At 68.7% G+C, this 15,863-nt stretch carries 13 protein-coding genes; 10 read left to right on the forward strand and 3 right to left on the reverse strand.

The genetic code is table 11. The features are described 5' to 3' along the window. Nucleotides 1–22 precede the first annotated feature (22 nt). Nucleotides 23–1,555: a leucyl aminopeptidase gene (locus ACZYYX_RS28870; protein WP_463818249.1), complete on the forward strand. Its 1,533-nt coding sequence runs from the start codon at nucleotides 23–25 to the stop codon at nucleotides 1,553–1,555. 40 nt (nucleotides 1,556–1,595) lie between these two features. Here ACZYYX_RS28870 and ACZYYX_RS28875 read toward each other — a convergent pair whose 3' ends face one another. Together ACZYYX_RS28875 and ACZYYX_RS28880 are read right to left on the reverse strand one after the other, a co-directional pair. Continuing rightward, nucleotides 1,596–2,936, reverse strand: a complete 1,341-nt coding sequence (locus tag ACZYYX_RS28875; RefSeq protein ID WP_463818250.1) for an SDR family oxidoreductase — start codon at nucleotides 2,934–2,936, stop codon at nucleotides 1,596–1,598. A 4-nt stretch (nucleotides 2,937–2,940) separates the two neighbouring features. After that, nucleotides 2,941–3,291: an oxidoreductase gene (locus ACZYYX_RS28880; protein ID WP_463818251.1), complete on the reverse strand. Its 351-nt coding sequence runs from the start codon at nucleotides 3,289–3,291 to the stop codon at nucleotides 2,941–2,943. A 166-nt stretch (nucleotides 3,292–3,457) separates the two neighbouring features. Between ACZYYX_RS28880 and sucB the strand changes: the two genes are divergently transcribed. The 6 genes from sucB (at nucleotide 3,458) to ACZYYX_RS28910 (ending at nucleotide 10,501) form a co-directional block, all read left to right on the forward strand. After that, complete coding sequence (gene sucB, locus ACZYYX_RS28885; RefSeq protein WP_463818252.1) at nucleotides 3,458–5,248, forward strand: 2-oxoglutarate dehydrogenase, E2 component, dihydrolipoamide succinyltransferase; 1,791 nt, start codon at nucleotides 3,458–3,460, stop codon at nucleotides 5,246–5,248. Between the two features lie 12 nt (nucleotides 5,249–5,260). Next, nucleotides 5,261–6,172 carry a TIGR01777 family oxidoreductase gene (locus ACZYYX_RS28890; RefSeq protein ID WP_463818290.1) on the forward strand — a complete coding sequence of 304 codons (912 nt, stop codon included), beginning with the start codon at nucleotides 5,261–5,263 and terminating at the stop codon, nucleotides 6,170–6,172. A gap of 10 nt (nucleotides 6,173–6,182) precedes the next feature. Next, a complete protein-coding gene (gene lipB, locus ACZYYX_RS28895; RefSeq protein WP_463818253.1) occupies nucleotides 6,183–6,869 on the forward strand; it encodes a lipoyl(octanoyl) transferase LipB in 687 nt (228 codons plus the stop codon). Continuing rightward, nucleotides 6,866–7,810 (forward strand): lipoyl synthase, encoded by a 945-nt coding sequence (gene lipA / locus ACZYYX_RS28900; protein WP_463818254.1) that lies wholly within the window; start codon nucleotides 6,866–6,868, stop codon nucleotides 7,808–7,810. Before lipB ends, lipA begins: the two co-directional genes overlap by 4 nt. A 14-nt stretch (nucleotides 7,811–7,824) precedes the next feature. Then, on the forward strand, nucleotides 7,825–8,580 hold the full coding sequence (locus ACZYYX_RS28905) for a DUF4191 domain-containing protein (RefSeq protein WP_463818255.1): 756 nt from the start codon (nucleotides 7,825–7,827) through the stop codon (nucleotides 8,578–8,580). A gap of 82 nt (nucleotides 8,581–8,662) precedes the next feature. Next, nucleotides 8,663–10,501 (forward strand): amidohydrolase, encoded by a 1,839-nt coding sequence (locus ACZYYX_RS28910; RefSeq protein ID WP_463818256.1) that lies wholly within the window; start codon nucleotides 8,663–8,665, stop codon nucleotides 10,499–10,501. On the opposite strand, the gene ACZYYX_RS28915 is transcribed toward ACZYYX_RS28910, so the two are convergent. Then, on the reverse strand, nucleotides 10,498–10,962 hold the full coding sequence (locus ACZYYX_RS28915; RefSeq protein ID WP_463818257.1) for an RDD family protein: 465 nt from the start codon (nucleotides 10,960–10,962) through the stop codon (nucleotides 10,498–10,500). The two genes, ACZYYX_RS28910 and ACZYYX_RS28915, sit on opposite strands and share 4 nt — an antisense overlap. Before the next feature lie 136 nt (nucleotides 10,963–11,098). Between ACZYYX_RS28915 and glnA the strand changes: the two genes are divergently transcribed. The 3 genes from glnA to ACZYYX_RS28930 all read left to right on the forward strand — a co-directional run bounded on the left by glnA (nucleotide 11,099) and on the right by ACZYYX_RS28930 (nucleotide 15,854). Next, nucleotides 11,099–12,535, forward strand: coding sequence for a type I glutamate--ammonia ligase (glnA, locus tag ACZYYX_RS28920; RefSeq protein WP_335330546.1), 1,437 nt, complete (start codon nucleotides 11,099–11,101; stop codon nucleotides 12,533–12,535). A gap of 86 nt (nucleotides 12,536–12,621) precedes the next feature. After that, nucleotides 12,622–13,605 carry an NAD-dependent epimerase/dehydratase family protein gene (locus ACZYYX_RS28925; protein ID WP_463818258.1) on the forward strand — a complete coding sequence of 328 codons (984 nt, stop codon included), beginning with the start codon at nucleotides 12,622–12,624 and terminating at the stop codon, nucleotides 13,603–13,605. A gap of 95 nt (nucleotides 13,606–13,700) precedes the next feature. After that, complete coding sequence (locus ACZYYX_RS28930; protein WP_463818291.1) at nucleotides 13,701–15,854, forward strand: MDR family MFS transporter; 2,154 nt, start codon at nucleotides 13,701–13,703, stop codon at nucleotides 15,852–15,854. The last annotated feature ends 9 nt before the right edge of the window (nucleotides 15,855–15,863 follow it).

A 15,863-nucleotide genomic window follows, 5' to 3' on the forward strand; every position in this document is an offset into this window, starting at 1 on the left:
GCAGTGGCTAGGGTGAATGTCCGTGAGCACCTCAGTCGGTTACCAGTCCCCTGCCGTCACCGTCGCCAGCGCGCTGCCCAAGCGCAAGGTCACCTCGTCGGTGCTGATCGTGCCGGTCGTCAGCGCGGTGAACACCGCAGATGACGAACCCCGCGCAACCCTCGTCGCGACGCAGCATCTCGACGCAGCCGTGGTCGCTGACATCGAGGCCGCCCTGGCCGCACTGGGCGCCAAGGGCAGTGCGGAACAGGTGACCCGCATTCCGGTCGCGTCGTTACCGGTCGGCAGTGTGCTCGCGGTCGGGCTGGGCAAGAGCCGTGACGAGTACCCCGCCGAGACGATCCGCCGGGCGGCCGGCGCGGCCGCGCGATCGCTCTCCGGTGTGGAGTCGGTGCTGACCACGTTGTCGGTGCTGGACACCGAAGCCGCCGTCGAAGGCCTGATCCTGGGTTCCTACCGCTTCACCGACTTCCGCAGCGACAAGACCGCGCCGAAAGACACCGGCCTGCGCAAGATCACGGCGCTGGCCGCGGACACCAAGTCGGCCACCAAGGAGGCCGCCGCTCGCGGTGAGGCCATCGCGACGGCCGTCAACACGGCGCGCGATTTCGTCAACACTCCCCCGAGCCACCTGTTCCCTGACGAATTCGCCAAGCGGGCAAAGTCTTTGGGCGAGGACGCTGGTCTCGAGGTGGAGGTGCTCGACGACAAGGCGCTGACCAAGGGCGGGTACGGCGGCATCATCGGCGTGGGCAAGGGCTCGTCGCGGCTGCCCCGGCTGGTGCGCCTGGCACACCGCGGCGGCAAGGGCCGCAAGGCCAAGACCGTGGCTCTGGTCGGCAAGGGCATCACGTTCGACACCGGCGGCATCTCGATCAAGCCGGCGGCCAACATGCACCACATGACCTCCGACATGGGTGGGGCGGCCGCGGTCATCGCGACCGTGGTGCTGGCTGCCCGCCTGCGCCTGCCGATCGACGTGATCGCGACGGTGCCGATGGCCGAGAACATGCCGTCGGGCACCGCACAGCGCCCCGGCGATGTGCTGACCCAGTACGGCGGCATCACGGTCGAGGTGCTCAACACCGACGCCGAGGGCCGGTTGATCCTGGCCGATGCGATCGTGCGCGCCTGCGAGGACGAGCCCGATTATCTGATCGAGACGTCGACGCTGACCGGGGCGCAGATGGTCGCGCTCGGTGCGCGCACCCCCGGGGTGATGGGTAGCGACGAGTTCCGCGACCGGGTCGCCGAGATCTCCCAGTCGGTGGGTGAGAACGGTTGGGCGATGCCGCTTCCCGAGGAGTTGAAGGACGATCTCAAGTCGACGGTGGCGGATCTGGCGAACGTGAGCGCGTCGCGCAACGCCGGGATGCTGGTGGCCGGCACGTATCTGCGGGAGTTCGTCGCCGACGGCGTCGCCTGGGCGCACATCGACGTCGCGGTGCCGGCCTACAACTCGGGCGGGCCATGGGGCTACACGCCTAAGGGCGGAACCGGCGTGCCGACGCGGACGATGTTCGCGGTCCTGGAGGACATCGCAGCGAATGGCTGAGCAGTAAACGGCTGAGCAGTCAACGGCTGAGCAGCGCGCCTCAGACGAAGTTGCCGCCGCGGGCGGCGCTGCGCATGGCCGGCGGCGCGGCGTGGGCGATCGCGTAGACCACGCGGGCTTCGAGCGTGACCGGCTCGACGGCCTTGTTCTTGAGGACGGCAGTCACGATCGCGCGGGCGACTTTGTCGGGCCCGTAGCGGCGCAGCGAGAACCCGCGTCGGGCGCGCGCCCGCAGCGCCTCGGTCTCGCCTCGACGCGAGTCGGGCAGCGAGAAGCGGGTGGCGTCGACGATGTTGGTGCCGATCACGCCCGGGCAGATGGTCGTCACCCCGATGCCGGCCGAATCCAGTTCTGCGCGAAGGCAATCGGAGAACATGAATACCGCCGCCTTCGAGGTGCAGTAGGCGTTCATCATGTTGACCGGCGTGTAGGACGCCATCGAGGCGATGTTGACGATGTGCCCGCCGGCCCCCCGTTCGACGAGCCGCCGACCGAAGGAGCGGCACCCGTTGACCACGCCGCCGAAGTTGATGTCGAGCACGCGGTCGAACTCCTCGGCGGGGGTGTCGAGGAAGTAGCCGGCATGCCCGACGCCCGCGTTGTTGACCACGATGTCAGGCACCCCGTGCTCGCCGCAGACCTCGTCGGCGAATGACTCGACGGCGGCTGCGTCCGCCACGTCGACGACGTAGCGGTGCGCGGCGGCTCCGGCGTCTGCGAGCTGACGGGCGGTCTCGGCCAGTCCGTCGGCGTCGACGTCGCTGATCACCAGTTCGGCGCCGTCGCGTGCGAATGCCAGCGCCGTCTCGCGGCCGATCCCGCTGCCGGCACCGGTGACGGAGACCAGCGTGTCGTCGAACGGCCGCCGGCTCTGCCGCACCTCGGCGCGCCGCAACTCCCGGGCCGCGGGGGCGCCGTCGAGGTGCCCGACGAACTGGCTCACCGCGCGGGCGAAGAGCTCAGGGTGGGTGTCCGGGGCGGGCTGCCCGGTGGCGACTTCACGCCGCCACAGGCGCGGCACCGTCGCGGCGAGGTCGTCGGCGCGGCCGGCGGAAGCGATCAGTTGCACGGGGACGTCGACACGCCGCGCGGGGCCTGTCGTCCGCCGCCCGAACCGTCGCCGCCCCCGCTCCGACACCGTCACCGACGCGACCGCGGCGTCCGGCCGCGAGAGGGCCTCCCACACGGCGGGCACCGCGCGCCCGTGCGCGACGACGTGGACGGGGCGCTGCCCGGCGAGGGCGGCGGCCAGGCCGGCCGGGTCGGTGTGCACGATGCGCGCCTCGGCAAGCAGCGCTGCCATGTCGTCCCAGAGTCGGGGCGAGTCGGGGTGGGCGTGCACCGCCACGATGGTCGGCTCGTCGGTGTTCACGAGCCGCACGCTACTAGCGGTCCAACTCCTCGCGGGCGGCGCGTTTGCGCTCGATGCGGCGCCGCTCGTCGTAGTCGCGCATGCGCTGCGGGTAGCCGACCTTCTGCACGTCGTAGACGGGGATCTTCAACCGGTCCGACAGCTTGCGCGCGCCCGCGTAGCCGCCTGCGCGGCGCCGCGTCCATTCACCGTCGGCGGCCACGAGCACCACGGTCACGTCGGTGACGGTGGTCTTGGGTTCCACGAATGCCTCGACACCGGTGTGTTCGGCGACCCATTGCTGCAGGTAGCGCAGATCAGCTGCCGGATCGGTGCCGGCGCGCGCACCACGTCGCCGGCTCTTCAGCGCGTCGAACAATCCCACCTGGGGTCGCTCCTTCCCACTGCCGAACCCCTCGCTTTCGATAGTGCCAGAGCGGTCGGTGCACGCGTCTGCGGCGAAACGTCGCATCGGACGTGACAGGATGGGGAACGACACCTCGAGACCGTGAAATCGACCACGAACGACCGTGCAAGGGAGCCACGACACTATGGCCATCTCCGTCCAGATGCCCGCACTCGGAGAGAGCGTTACCGAAGGGACTGTCACCCGCTGGCTGAAGCAGGAGGGTGACACGGTCGAGGAGGACGAGCCACTGTTGGAGGTGTCGACGGACAAGGTCGACACCGAGATCCCGTCCCCGGCGTCCGGGGTGTTGAAGAAGATCGTCGCCCAGGAGGACGACACCGTCGAGGTCGGCGGCGAGCTCGCCGTGATCGGTGACGCGGACGAGTCCGACGACAGCGGCAGCTCCGACGAGGAGCCGGCCGAGGAGCCCGAGGCAGAAGAGCCCGAGGCGGAAGAGCCCGAGGCGGAGGCCGAGGCAGAGGAGCCCGCCGAGGAGCCTGAGGACAAGCCCGAGCCCAAGAAGTCGTCGGGCGGATCGGGCAAGTCGACGCCTGTGCTCATGCCGGAGCTCGGCGAGTCGGTCACCGAGGGCACCGTGACGCGCTGGCTGAAAGAGGTCGGCGACAGCGTGGAGGTCGACGAGCCGCTCGTCGAGGTCTCCACCGACAAGGTCGATACCGAGATCCCGTCCCCGGTCGCCGGCACGCTGCTGTCCATCACGGCCGAGGAAGACGACACCGTCGAGGTCGGCGGCGAGCTCGCGAAGATCGGCGATGCCAGTGAAGACGCCTCAGCGGAGGCCGACCCCGAGCCCGAACCGGAACCGGAGCCCGAGCCCGAGCCGGAACCCGAGCCCGAGCCCGAGGCCAAGGAAGAGCCGAAGCAGGAATCCAAGCCGGAGCCCAAGCCGGAGCCGAAGAAGGAACCCAAGCCCGAGCCCGAGAAGGAGCCAGAGCCGGCAGCCAGCTCGTCGTCCGGCGATTCGGGTCCCTATGTGACCCCGCTGGTGCGCAAGCTGGCCAACGAGCACAGTGTCGACCTGTCGTCGGTGAAGGGCACCGGTGTCGGCGGCCGCATCCGCAAGCAGGACGTGCTGGCCGCTGCAGAGGCCGCCAAGAAGCCGGCCGAGGAGTCGAAGCCGGCGGCCGCCGCCGAGGCTCCGGGCAAGACGTCCGCGCCGGCACCAGCACCCGAGGGCGCGCTGGCGCATCTGCGAGGAACCACGCAGAAGGCCAACCGCATCCGGCAGATCACCGCGAAGAAGACCCGCGAGTCGCTGCAGACCACCGCGCAGCTCACCCAGGTGCACGAAGTCGACATGACGAAGATCGTGTCGCTGCGTGCGAAGGCGAAGGCCGGCTTCAGCGAGCGCGAGGGCGTCAACCTGACCTACCTGCCGTTCATCGCGCGGGCGGTCATCGACGCACTCAAGCTGCACCCGAACGTCAACGCGAGCTACAACGAGGACTCCAAGGAGATCACCTACTACGACGCCGAGCACCTCGGCTTCGCGGTGGACACCGATCAGGGTCTGCTCTCGCCGGTGATCAAGAACGCCGGGGACCTGTCCTTGGGCGGGCTGGCACGGGCCATCGCCGACATCGCAGCGCGGGCCCGCTCGGGTGACCTCAAGCCCGACGAGCTCTCCGGCGGTACGTTCACGATCACCAACATCGGCAGCCAGGGCGCGCTGTTCGACACCCCGATCCTGGTGCCGCCGCAGGCGGCGATGCTGGGGACGGGCGCGATCGTCAAGCGGCCGCGGGTGATCGTCGACGAGTTCGGCAACGAGTCGATCGGTGTGCGCTCTGTCAGCTACCTGCCGCTGACCTACGACCACCGCCTCATCGACGGCGCCGACGCCGGCCGATTCGTCACCACGATCAAACGGCGTCTCGAAGAGGGTGCTTTCGAGGCCGACCTGGGGTTGTAGACGACGGTGTCTCTGCCCCCGGATTCGGTCATCGCGATTGCGGGTTCATCAGGTGTGATCGGGACGGCGCTGGTGTATGCGCTGCGCTCGGCAGACCACCGGGTGATCCGCATCGTGCGACGCGCGCCGTCGAATGCCGACGAGGTCTACTGGAACCCCGACACCGGTGAGTTCGACGCGAGCACCCTCGAGGGCGTGTCGGCCGTGGTGAACATGTGCGGCGTCAACGTCGGTGAGAAGCGATGGTCGGGCGCGTTCAAGCAGAGCCTGCGCGACAGCCGCATCGGCCCCACCGAGGTGCTCTCCCGCGCCGTGGTCGAAGCCGGGGTCCCGGTGCTGATCAACGCCAGCGCGGTCGGCTACTACGGTGACACCGGCTCACGGCCCGTCGACGAGACCGCCGCCCCCGGACGGACGTTCCTGGCGCACCTCACCGTGGATTGGGAGGCCGCCGCGATGGTCGCGTCCCGGGCGGGAGTCCGGGTCGTCCTGCCCCGGACGGGACTGGTGATGTCGCAGTCGGGTGGCATGCTCGGTCGTATCCGCCCCTTGTTCTCGCTGGGGCTGGGTGCACGGCTGGGCAACGGCCGCCAGTACATCTCGTGGATCAGCCTGGAGGACCAGATCCGCGCGCTGCTGTTCGCGATCACCCACGACGAGCTGGCCGGGCCGGTGAACTTCACGGGGCCCGCGCCGGTCACCAATGCGGAATTCACGACGGCGCTGGGACGCACAGTGAATCGCCCGACGCCGTTCGTGGTGCCCGGGTTCGCGTTGCGCACCGTGCTGGGCGAGTTCGCCGACGAGGGTGTGCTGGGTGGGCAACGTGCGATCCCGGCCGCGCTCGAGAACGCCGGCTTCCGGTTCCACCACAACACGATCGGCGAGGCGTTGAGGTTCGCCACCGACGACAGCCGTGAGTAACGTCGGTTCCATGGAATCGATCCGGTCGAGCAGCGCTCCAGTCGTGGTGCGCCGGCTCGGCACGGTGGACTATCAGGCGGCCTGGGACCTGCAGCGCGAGATCGTGACGGAGCGCCTGGCCGGCGGTCCGGACGAACTGCTGCTGCTGCAGCATCCCTCGGTGTACACGGCGGGTCGGCGCACGCTGCCCGAGGAACGCCCGTCCGACGGCACGCCCGTCATCGACACCGACCGCGGCGGCAAAATCACCTGGCATGGGCCCGGTCAGCTCGTCGGGTATCCGATCGTCGGCCTCGCCGAGCCGATGGACGTCGTCAACTTCGTGCGCCGCCTCGAGGAGGCGTTGATCACCGTGTGCGCCGGGTTCGGACTGGCCACCGGCCGCGTCGACGGCCGCTCCGGCGTCTGGCTCGCTGCCGACGGCCACCGGCCGGAACGCAAGATCGCCGCGATCGGCATCCGGGTGGCGCGCGGGGTCACCCAGCACGGTTTCGCCCTGAACTGCGACTGCGACCTGGGCGCGTACGGCTCGATCGTGCCGTGCGGGATCTCCGACGCCGGAGTCACGTCGCTGACGGCCGAACTCGGCCGCCGCGTCACCGTCGACGACGTCCTCACTCCCGTGGCCGACGCGGTGTGTGACGTGCTCGACGGCCGCCTCCGCGTGGCCGGTCACGCAGTAGCATCGATGCAGTGAGTGTCGATCCCGGTAACCGCAAACTCCTCCGGCTCGAGGTGCGCAACGCGCAGACGCCGATCGAGCGCAAGCCACCGTGGATCAAGACGCGGGCCAAGATGGGGCCCGAGTACACCGAGCTGAAATCTCTGGTCCGCCGCGAAGGTCTGCACACGGTGTGCGAGGAGGCGGGCTGCCCCAACATCTTCGAGTGCTGGGAAGACCGTGAGGCGACGTTCCTGATCGGCGGTGAGCAGTGCACCCGCCGCTGCGACTTCTGCCAGATCGACACCGGCAAGCCCGCCGAATTGGATCGCGACGAGCCGCGCCGCGTCGCCGAGAGCGTGCAGGCGATGGGGCTGCGCTACTCGACGGTGACGGGGGTGGCGCGCGACGATCTGCCCGACGGCGGCGCGTGGCTCTATGCCGAGACGGTCCGCCAGATCAAGGAGCTCAACCCGAACACCGGCGTGGAGCTGCTCATCCCCGACTTCAACGCCGACCCCGAGCAGCTGGCGCAGGTGTTCGAGACGCGTCCAGAAGTGTTGGCGCACAACGTCGAGACGGTGCCGCGCATCTTCAAGCGGATCCGTCCGGCGTTCCGCTACGAGCGCAGCCTGTCGGTGCTGACGATGGCCCGCGCCGATGGCCTGGTGACCAAGAGCAACCTGATCCTCGGCATGGGTGAGACGCCGGAGGAGGTGCGCGCCGCGCTGCGCGACCTGTACGACGCGGGCTGCGACATCGTCACGATCACCCAGTACCTGCGGCCGTCGGCGCGTCACCATCCCGTGGAGCGGTGGGTGCACCCCGACGAATTCGTCGAACATCAGCAGTTCGCGACTGAGCTCGGCTTCGCCGGAGTGCTGGCTGGACCGCTGGTGCGCTCGTCGTACCGGGCCGGGAAGCTCTACGCGCAGACAATCGCATCGCGGTCCGCGCAACCGACGCACTCGTCATAGATATCCTTGCCGGTATGGCGAAATCGCGTAACTCGGCAGAGGTCAAAGCGGCGAAGGCCGAGGCGAAAGCAGCCCGCAAGGCCGCGTCCAAGCAGCGGCGCGGTCAGCTATGGCAGGCGTTCCAGATCCAGCGCAAAGAAGACAAGCGGCTGCTGCCGTACATGATCGGTGCGTTCGTGCTGATCGTGGCGGCGTCCGTGGCCGCCGGCCTGTTTGCGGGCGGCGGTTTCACGATGTTCATGCTGATCCCGCTGGGCATCGTGCTGGGCGCGCTGGTCGCCTTCATCATCTTCGGTCGCCGCGCCCAGAAGTCCGTGTACCGCAAGGCCGAGGGGCAGACCGGCGCGGCGGCGTGGGCTCTGGACAATCTGCGCGGAAAGTGGCGGGTGACGCCCGGGGTGGCGGCGACGGGACACTTCGACGCCGTGCACCGGGTGATCGGCCGGCCGGGCGTGATCTTCGTGGCCGAGGGGTCGCCGAACCGGCTGAAGCCGCTGTTGGCGCAGGAGAAGAAGCGCACGGCCCGGCTCGTGGGTGACGTCCCGATCTACGACGTGATCATCGGCAACGGCGAGGGTGAGGTGCCGCTGTCGAAGCTCGAGCGTCATCTGACCAAGTTGCCGGCCAACATCACGGTCAAGCAGATGGACTCGCTGGAGTCGCGGCTGGCCGCGCTGGGCTCCAAGATCGGCCCCGCCGCGATGCCGAAGGGTCCGCTGCCGGCGCAAGCCAAGATGCGCGGCGTGCAGCGCACCGTGCGCCGGCGCTGACGTCCCGCGCGCCACACTTGCCACACCCGTCTCTGCCAGCCATCATTTGCTGCGGGCCGTCGAGCCCAAGGGGGGACGGGCCATGTGCACTGCGTGCGAGTGGGCGCCGCATTTCGCGGCGTTCGGCCGAAACAGCTCGGCCGGCCCACAGAAAGCCCAGCCGACGCGCCGCTCCGTTCTCCGCGCAGCCGCGGTGACGACGGGCCTGGTGGCGATGGCGACCGCGTGCGGGACGGGTTCGCAGGCCCCGGTCAGCACGACTGCGGGTGCCGAGCGCGCGCCCGACACCGTGTTCCACAACGGCCGCGTCTACACCCTCGCGACTGCTCAACCGTGGGCCGAGGCGGTCGCGGTCACCGGCACCACGATCAGCTACGTCGGCGACAGCGCGGGCGCGAAGGCGCTGGCCGGGCCGAACACGACGGTCATCGACCTGGGCGGCAAGCTGCTGATGCCTGGTTTCGTCGAAGGCCACACCCATCCGTTCCTCGGGTCGTTTTTGACCTCAGGCGTCGATCTGCAGGTGCCGACGCGCCAGGATGCTCTCGACGCGATCGCCGCGTACGCCAAGGACAACCCCGAGGGGCCCGTCCGCGGATTCGGCTGGCGCGTCGACATGTTCGGTCCGGAGGGACCCACCCGCGCCGACCTGGACCGGGTGCTCCCCGATCGTCCCGGCTTCTTCTTCGCGATCGACGGGCACAGCCTGTGGGCCAACAGCAAGGCTCTCGAGCTGGCCGGCGTGAATCGTGACACCCCGGACCCGGTCCCGGGATTCAGTTACTACGCCCGCGACGTGAACGGCGAGCCCACCGGATACGTCCTCGAGGTCAACGCCGTCCTCGGACTGGTCAACGCAGTGGAGCCGATCTCCCCGGAGACGATGGGGACCCTGGTGAGGGGGTGGTTGCCCAAGGCATCGGCGGCGGGCATCACCTCGGTCTTCGACGCGGGGGTTCCGCCGATCGGCGACGACCAGGCTGCGATCCTGCGGCTGTACACCGACATCGAGCAGGGCGGTCAGCTGCCGTTCCGGGTCGTCGCCTCGTACTCGGTGCGGGAAACGCCGGTCGAGGGCACCGTCGAACGGTTCACCGCGGTCCGCGACGAAGTGTCCAGCGAGCTGGTGACCGTGAGTGTCGTCAAGATCATCGGCGACGGCACCCAGGGTGGGTACACCGCGTGGCTGATCGAGCCGTACGCCGACAAGCCGGACTCGACCGGTGCGTCGCCCTTCACCGAACAGCAGTGGCATCAACTGGTGAGCGACGTCGACGCCGCCGGCTTCGACGTCCATATCCATGCCTGCGGCGAGCGCACGGCGCGCGTCGGGCTCGACGCCATCGAACGTGCGATCGCGGCCAACCCGCCGCGCGACCGGCGGCACACCGTCGCTCATCTGGTCTACCTCGAGGACAGTGACGCTCCGCGTTTTGCACAGCTCGGGGTGACCGCGCAGTTCTCGGCGAACTGGATGTCGGCGGACCCGGACACGATCGAGAACATGGGCGTCCGCTACGGGGCGCCGCGCAAGGATCTGCTCTATCGGCCGCAGGCCGTGCTGCAGTCAGGTGGCCGCATCTCGCTGGGCACGGATTGGCCGGCAGCGGGCTACTTCTCGACCTACAAGCCGCTGGATTCCATCCAGATCGGCGTCACCCGGCAGCTCATCGGCGATGCGAACGCCCCGGTCCTCGTCCCTGACGACCAGAAACTGACGGTCGAGGAGGCGGTGCACGCGAACACGCTCGGCGCGGCGTATCAGATCCGGCTGGACGACAAGGTCGGCTCAGTGGAGACGGGCAAGCTCGCGGATCTCATCGTCCTGGATCGCAACATCTTCGACATCGATCCTCACGACATCCACGCCGCGACCGTGACGACGACGATGATGAACGGCAAGATCGTCCACCAGGGTTAGCGCTTCACCACTGCGGTCTTGGTCGCGAGATCGTGCAGGCCGCGCAGGTCGGAGTCGGTGAACAACGCCGGGATCACCAGGGCGATCAGCACGCCACGCCCCAGCGCGCGACCGGTGCCGACGTGCAGCCGGGCGTCGACCGGCACCACCTTCAGACCGAGCGCCAGCTGGCCGGGCGAGAACCCGAAGAACCGCACCGAGGCCACGCCGAGCACGAACCACACGATCAGCTGCGTCGTCTGGATGGGAAGACTGATCAGATCCAGTGACGCGACGAGTGCCGCCAGGCCCAGGGCCATCAACCAGTCCACGATCAGCGCCGCGATGCGGCGACCGAAGCGGGCGATCGAGCCAGGGCCACTCTTCGGCAGGCCGAGTCGTTCACCCGGGTAGGTGCCGGGCTCGGGGGTGCCCGGTCCGGACAGCCACGAGCCGAGACCGGAACCGGACGTACGTGCCATAGGGCCAGGATAGTGTCGCGTCGGCGCGGACTGTCCGGGCCGCATGCGTAACGTCCACGCAACATGCGGTTGACGGCCGTGCAACATCGCGTCCATAGCGTCACGAGCGGGTTACCCAAGTGAAGGAGAGCACTCAGTGGCAGAAACGACCTCAGACGACATCTTCAAGCTGATCAAGGACGAAAACGTCGAGTACGTCGACATTCGGTTCTGCGATCTGCCGGGCGTCGTCCAGCACTTCTCGATCCCGGCCTCGGCGTTCGACGAGAGCGTGTTCGAGGACGGTCTCGCGTTCGACGGTTCGTCGGTGCGCGGCTTCCAGTCCATCCACGAGTCGGACATGATGCTGCTGCCCGACCCCGCCACCGCCCGCATCGACCCGTTCCGCGCCGCCAAGACGCTGAACCTCAACTTCTTCGTCCACGATCCGTTCACCCGTGAGGCCTACTCGCGCGACCCGCGCAACGTCGCCCGCAAGGCGGAGAACTACCTGGCCAGCACCGGCATCGCCGACACCTGCTACTTCGGCGCCGAGGCGGAGTTCTACATCTTCGACTCGGTCAGCTTCGACTCGAAGATGAACGGCACCTTCTACGAGGTGGATTCGGAGTCGGGTTGGTGGAACAGCGGCGAGCCGTTTGAGGCCGACGGCTCCCCCAACCGCGGCTACAAGGTCCGGCCCAAGGGCGGCTACTTCCCCGTCGCACCGTACGACCACTACGTCGACCTGCGCGACGAGATGTCGACCAACCTGATCAACGCCGGGTTCACCCTCGAGCGCGGCCACCACGAGGTCGGCACCGCCGGCCAGGCCGAGATCAACTACAAGTTCAACACGCTGCTGCACGCGGCCGATGACGTGTTGCTGTTCAAATACATCATCAAGAACACCGCGTGGGCCAACGGCAAGACCGTGACGTTCATGCCCAAGCCGCTGTTCGGTGACAACGGTTCCGGCATGCACGCCCACCAGTCGCTGTGGAAAGACGGCAAGCCGCTGTTCCACGACGAGTCCGGATACGCCGGGCTGTCGGACATGGCGCGCCACTACATCGGCGGCATCCTGCACCACGCGCCGTCGCTGCTGGCGTTCACCAACCCGACGGTGAACTCCTACAAGCGTCTGGTGCCGGGCTACGAGGCGCCGATCAACCTGGTGTACAGCCAGCGCAACCGCTCGGCGTGCGTGCGTATCCCGATCACCGGCAACAACCCGAAGGCCAAGCGCCTCGAGTTCCGTTGCCCGGACAGCTCGGGCAACCCGTACCTGGCGTTCGCGGCGATGCTGATGGCCGGCATCGACGGCATCAAGAAGAAGATCGAGCCGCTGTCGCCGGTCGACAAGGACCTTTACGAGCTCCCGCCGGAGGAGGCCGCCAACATCCCGCAGGCGCCCACGTCGCTGGCGGCGGTGATCGACAAGCTCGAAGAGGACCACGAGTACCTCACCGAGGGCGGCGTGTTCACCGAGGACCTGATCGAGACCTGGATCTCCTTCAAGCGGGAGAACGAGATCATGCCGATCCAGATCCGTCCTCACCCGTACGAGTTCTCGCTGTATTACGACGTGTAAGTCGAAACACTCCGCGACGACGACGCCCGCCCGGCACCCGCCGGGCGGGCGTTTCGCTTTTCCGGTGCCGGGGCAATCTGCCCGGCATGGCTGTGCGCGTCGGCGTGACGGGACCCACCGGGGAAATCGGCAAGGCGGCCATCGCGGCGCTGGAGGACGACCCCGGCGTCGAGGCCATCGTCGGGATGGCCCGCCGGCCGTTCGATCCCGCGGCCGAGCACTGGACGAAGACCACCTACCGGCAGGGCGACATCCTCGACCGTGACGCGGTCGACCAACTCGTCGCCGACGTCGACGTCGTCGTCCACCTCGCCTTCATCATCATGGGCACCCGCACCGACAGCGCGCGCGTCAATCTGGCCGGCACCCGCAACGTGTTCGAGGCGACCGTCGCCGCCGCCCGTCCCCGCCGGCTCGTCTACACGTCCTCGGTCGCCGCGTACGGCTACCACTCCGACAACCCGGTGCCGATCACCGAGGACGTCGCGCCGCGCGGGTCTGCCGAGCACTACTACTCCGAGCAGAAGGCCGCGTGCGAAGCCGCGCTGGCGGAGATCACGACGGGTTCCGATCTCGAGGTCTACGTGTTGCGGCCGTGCATCGTCGCCGGGCCCAAGGCGCCCGCCCTCGCCGATGCCATGCCGTGGAACAAGCTGCCCGGTCTCGTGCGACGCATCTCGGCGGCCCTGCCGGTTCTGCGGCCGTTCCCCGATCCGGGCACGCCGTTGCAGCTCGTGCACCACGACGACGTCGCGTCCGCCATCGCGCTGGCGGTCACGACGCAGACCGCGCCACCTGGCGCCTACAACATCGCCGGCGACGGCGTCGTGTCGATGTCGCAGGTCGGCGACGCATTCGGGGCATTGCCGATCAGGGTGCCTCGCGCCGCGGCGGTCGTGACGTCGGAAGTCCTGTCCGCGCTGCCCTTCGTCCCGTCGGCATTGGAGTGGCTGCACGCCGGGCGCACGTCGGTGGTGATGGACACCGAAAAGGCGAAGTCCGCACTGGGCTGGCGTCCCCGCTACACCTCGGAGGAGACGCTGGACGCGCTCGCCAGCACGCTGCACTGATCATCCTCACAGCTCGATCTGGTGTCGATCAAAGGCGCTGCGGGTAGAAACGAGCGGTGACAGATGTAGCCGAGAAGGTGAATCCTCCCGAGCAGATGGACATCCGCTCGCGGAACCTCGTGTTCACCGCGGTCGTCCTCGGTATGTTGCTGGCCGCACTCGACCAGACCATCGTCGCGACCGCACTGCCCACCGTCGTCGCCGATCTGGGCGGCGCCGGTCATCAGGCCTGGGTGGTCACCAGCTACCTGCTGGCGTCGACGATCGTCACCGCCGTGGTCGGCAAACTCGGCGACATCTTCGGACGCAAGAAGGTGTTCCAGGTCGCGGTGCTGCTGTTCCTCGTGGGCTCGGTGCTGTGCGGGCTGGCGCAATCGATGGGCATGCTCGTCGCCTCGCGGGCGCTGCAGGGTCTCGGCGGCGGCGCGATCACGGTGACCGCGGTCGCCGTCATCGGCGAGGTCATCCCGCTCCGTGAACGTGGGCGCTACCAGGGTGCTCTGGGTGCGGTGTTCGGTGTCACGACGGTGATCGGCCCCCTGCTGGGTGGGCTGTTCACCGACCATCTGAGCTGGCGCTGGGCATTCTGGATCAACGTTCCGGTGGCGGTGGTCGTGCTCGGAATCGCGGCAGTCGCCATCCCCGAACTCGCGCGCACCGCGCGGCCGGTGCTCGACTACGCCGGCATCGTGCTCGTCGGCCTCGGGGCGGCCGGGCTGACGCTGGCGACCAGCTGGGGCGGCACCACGTACCCGTGGGGGTCGGTGACCATCATCGGGTTGTTCGTGGTGTCGGTGGCGGTTCTGGTGGCGTTCGTGTTCGTCGAACGCCGCGCCGCGGAACCGATACTGCCGATCCGGCTGTTCGGCAATCCGGTGTTCACGGTGTGCTGCGTGCTGTCGTTCGTGGTGGGGTTCGCGATGCTGGGCGCGCTGACGTTCCTTCCGACGTTCATGCAGTTCGTCGACGGGGTGTCCGCGACGGAGTCGGGGTTGCGGACCCTGCCGATGGTGCTGGGCCTGCTGGTCACGTCGCTGAGCAGCGGTGTCATCGTCGGGCGGACGGGCCGCTACAAGATCTTCCCGATCGCGGGCACGGCGATCATGGCACTGGGCTTCGTGCTGCTGTCTCGTATGGATGCCGACACGTCGACGCTCGTGGAATCGCTGTATCTGCTCGTGCTCGGCGCCGGCATCGGGTTGAGCATGCAGGTGTTGGTGCTGGTCGTGCAGAACACGGTCGACTTCACCGACCTCGGGGTCGCCACATCTGGCGTCACGTTCTTCCGCACGATCGGCAGCTCGTTCGGTGCGGCGATCTTCGGATCCTTGTTCGCCAACTTCCTCGGCGACCGGCTGCCCGCGGCGATGGCGAGCAGCGGGGCGCCACCGGAGGCGGCGACCTCGCCTCAGGCATTGCATCGACTGCCGCAGGACATCGCAGCGCCGATCATCGACGCGTACGCGGATTCGCTGAGCCGCGTGTTCTTGTTCGCGGCGCCGTTCGCTGTGGTGGGGTTGGTGTTGGCGTTGTTCCTCAAGCAGGTACCGCTGCGCGACGCCGCGGCCGCTGGCAGCACCGATATGGGCGAGGGCTTCGGCATGCCGACGACGGCGACGCCGGAGAAGCTGCTCGAGGTGGCGGTCGGCCGGTTGCTGCAGCGCAGCAACGGCGTGGATCTCGATGGGGTGGCCCGCGCGGCGCGCAGCCGACTGGATGTGCCGCGGCTGTGGGCGACGATTCAGGTGTACAGGTACGCCGCCGCCACGGGCGCGGCGCATCTCGAGGACATCGCCGAGGAGCGGCGTGTACCTCCGCAGATTCTCGAGCCCACGTTCAATCGACTGGTCACCGAGGGTTTTGCCACCCGCGTCGGGGATGCGTACTCGCTCACCGCCGCGGGCGCGGCCGAGGTGAACCACGCCCGTGACGTGATTGCGTCATGGATCACCGACATGCTGGCCCAGTCGCCTGATTTCGAGGGCCGACCCGACCGTCTCCAGGTGCAGGGGGCGCTGGACCGGCTCGCGCGCAGTGTGCTGCTCGAGCGGCAGACCCCGCGGACGGAAACACGCCCGATGAAGTTGGGCTCGCCTCCACGACCACCGGTGTCCGACGTCCCGACCACGCGAATGCGCGCACTGTCCGCGCCGCCGGCGGCCGAGCCGCCGACCCGTCCGTTCCGTTCGCACGCGTCGATGCCCAGCGATCCCCCCGCCCGCTATCCGGACCGCGGTCCGCTCCGTTAGGCTGCGCGT

It is taken from the genome of Mycobacterium sp. IDUB_1, assembly GCF_055419625.1.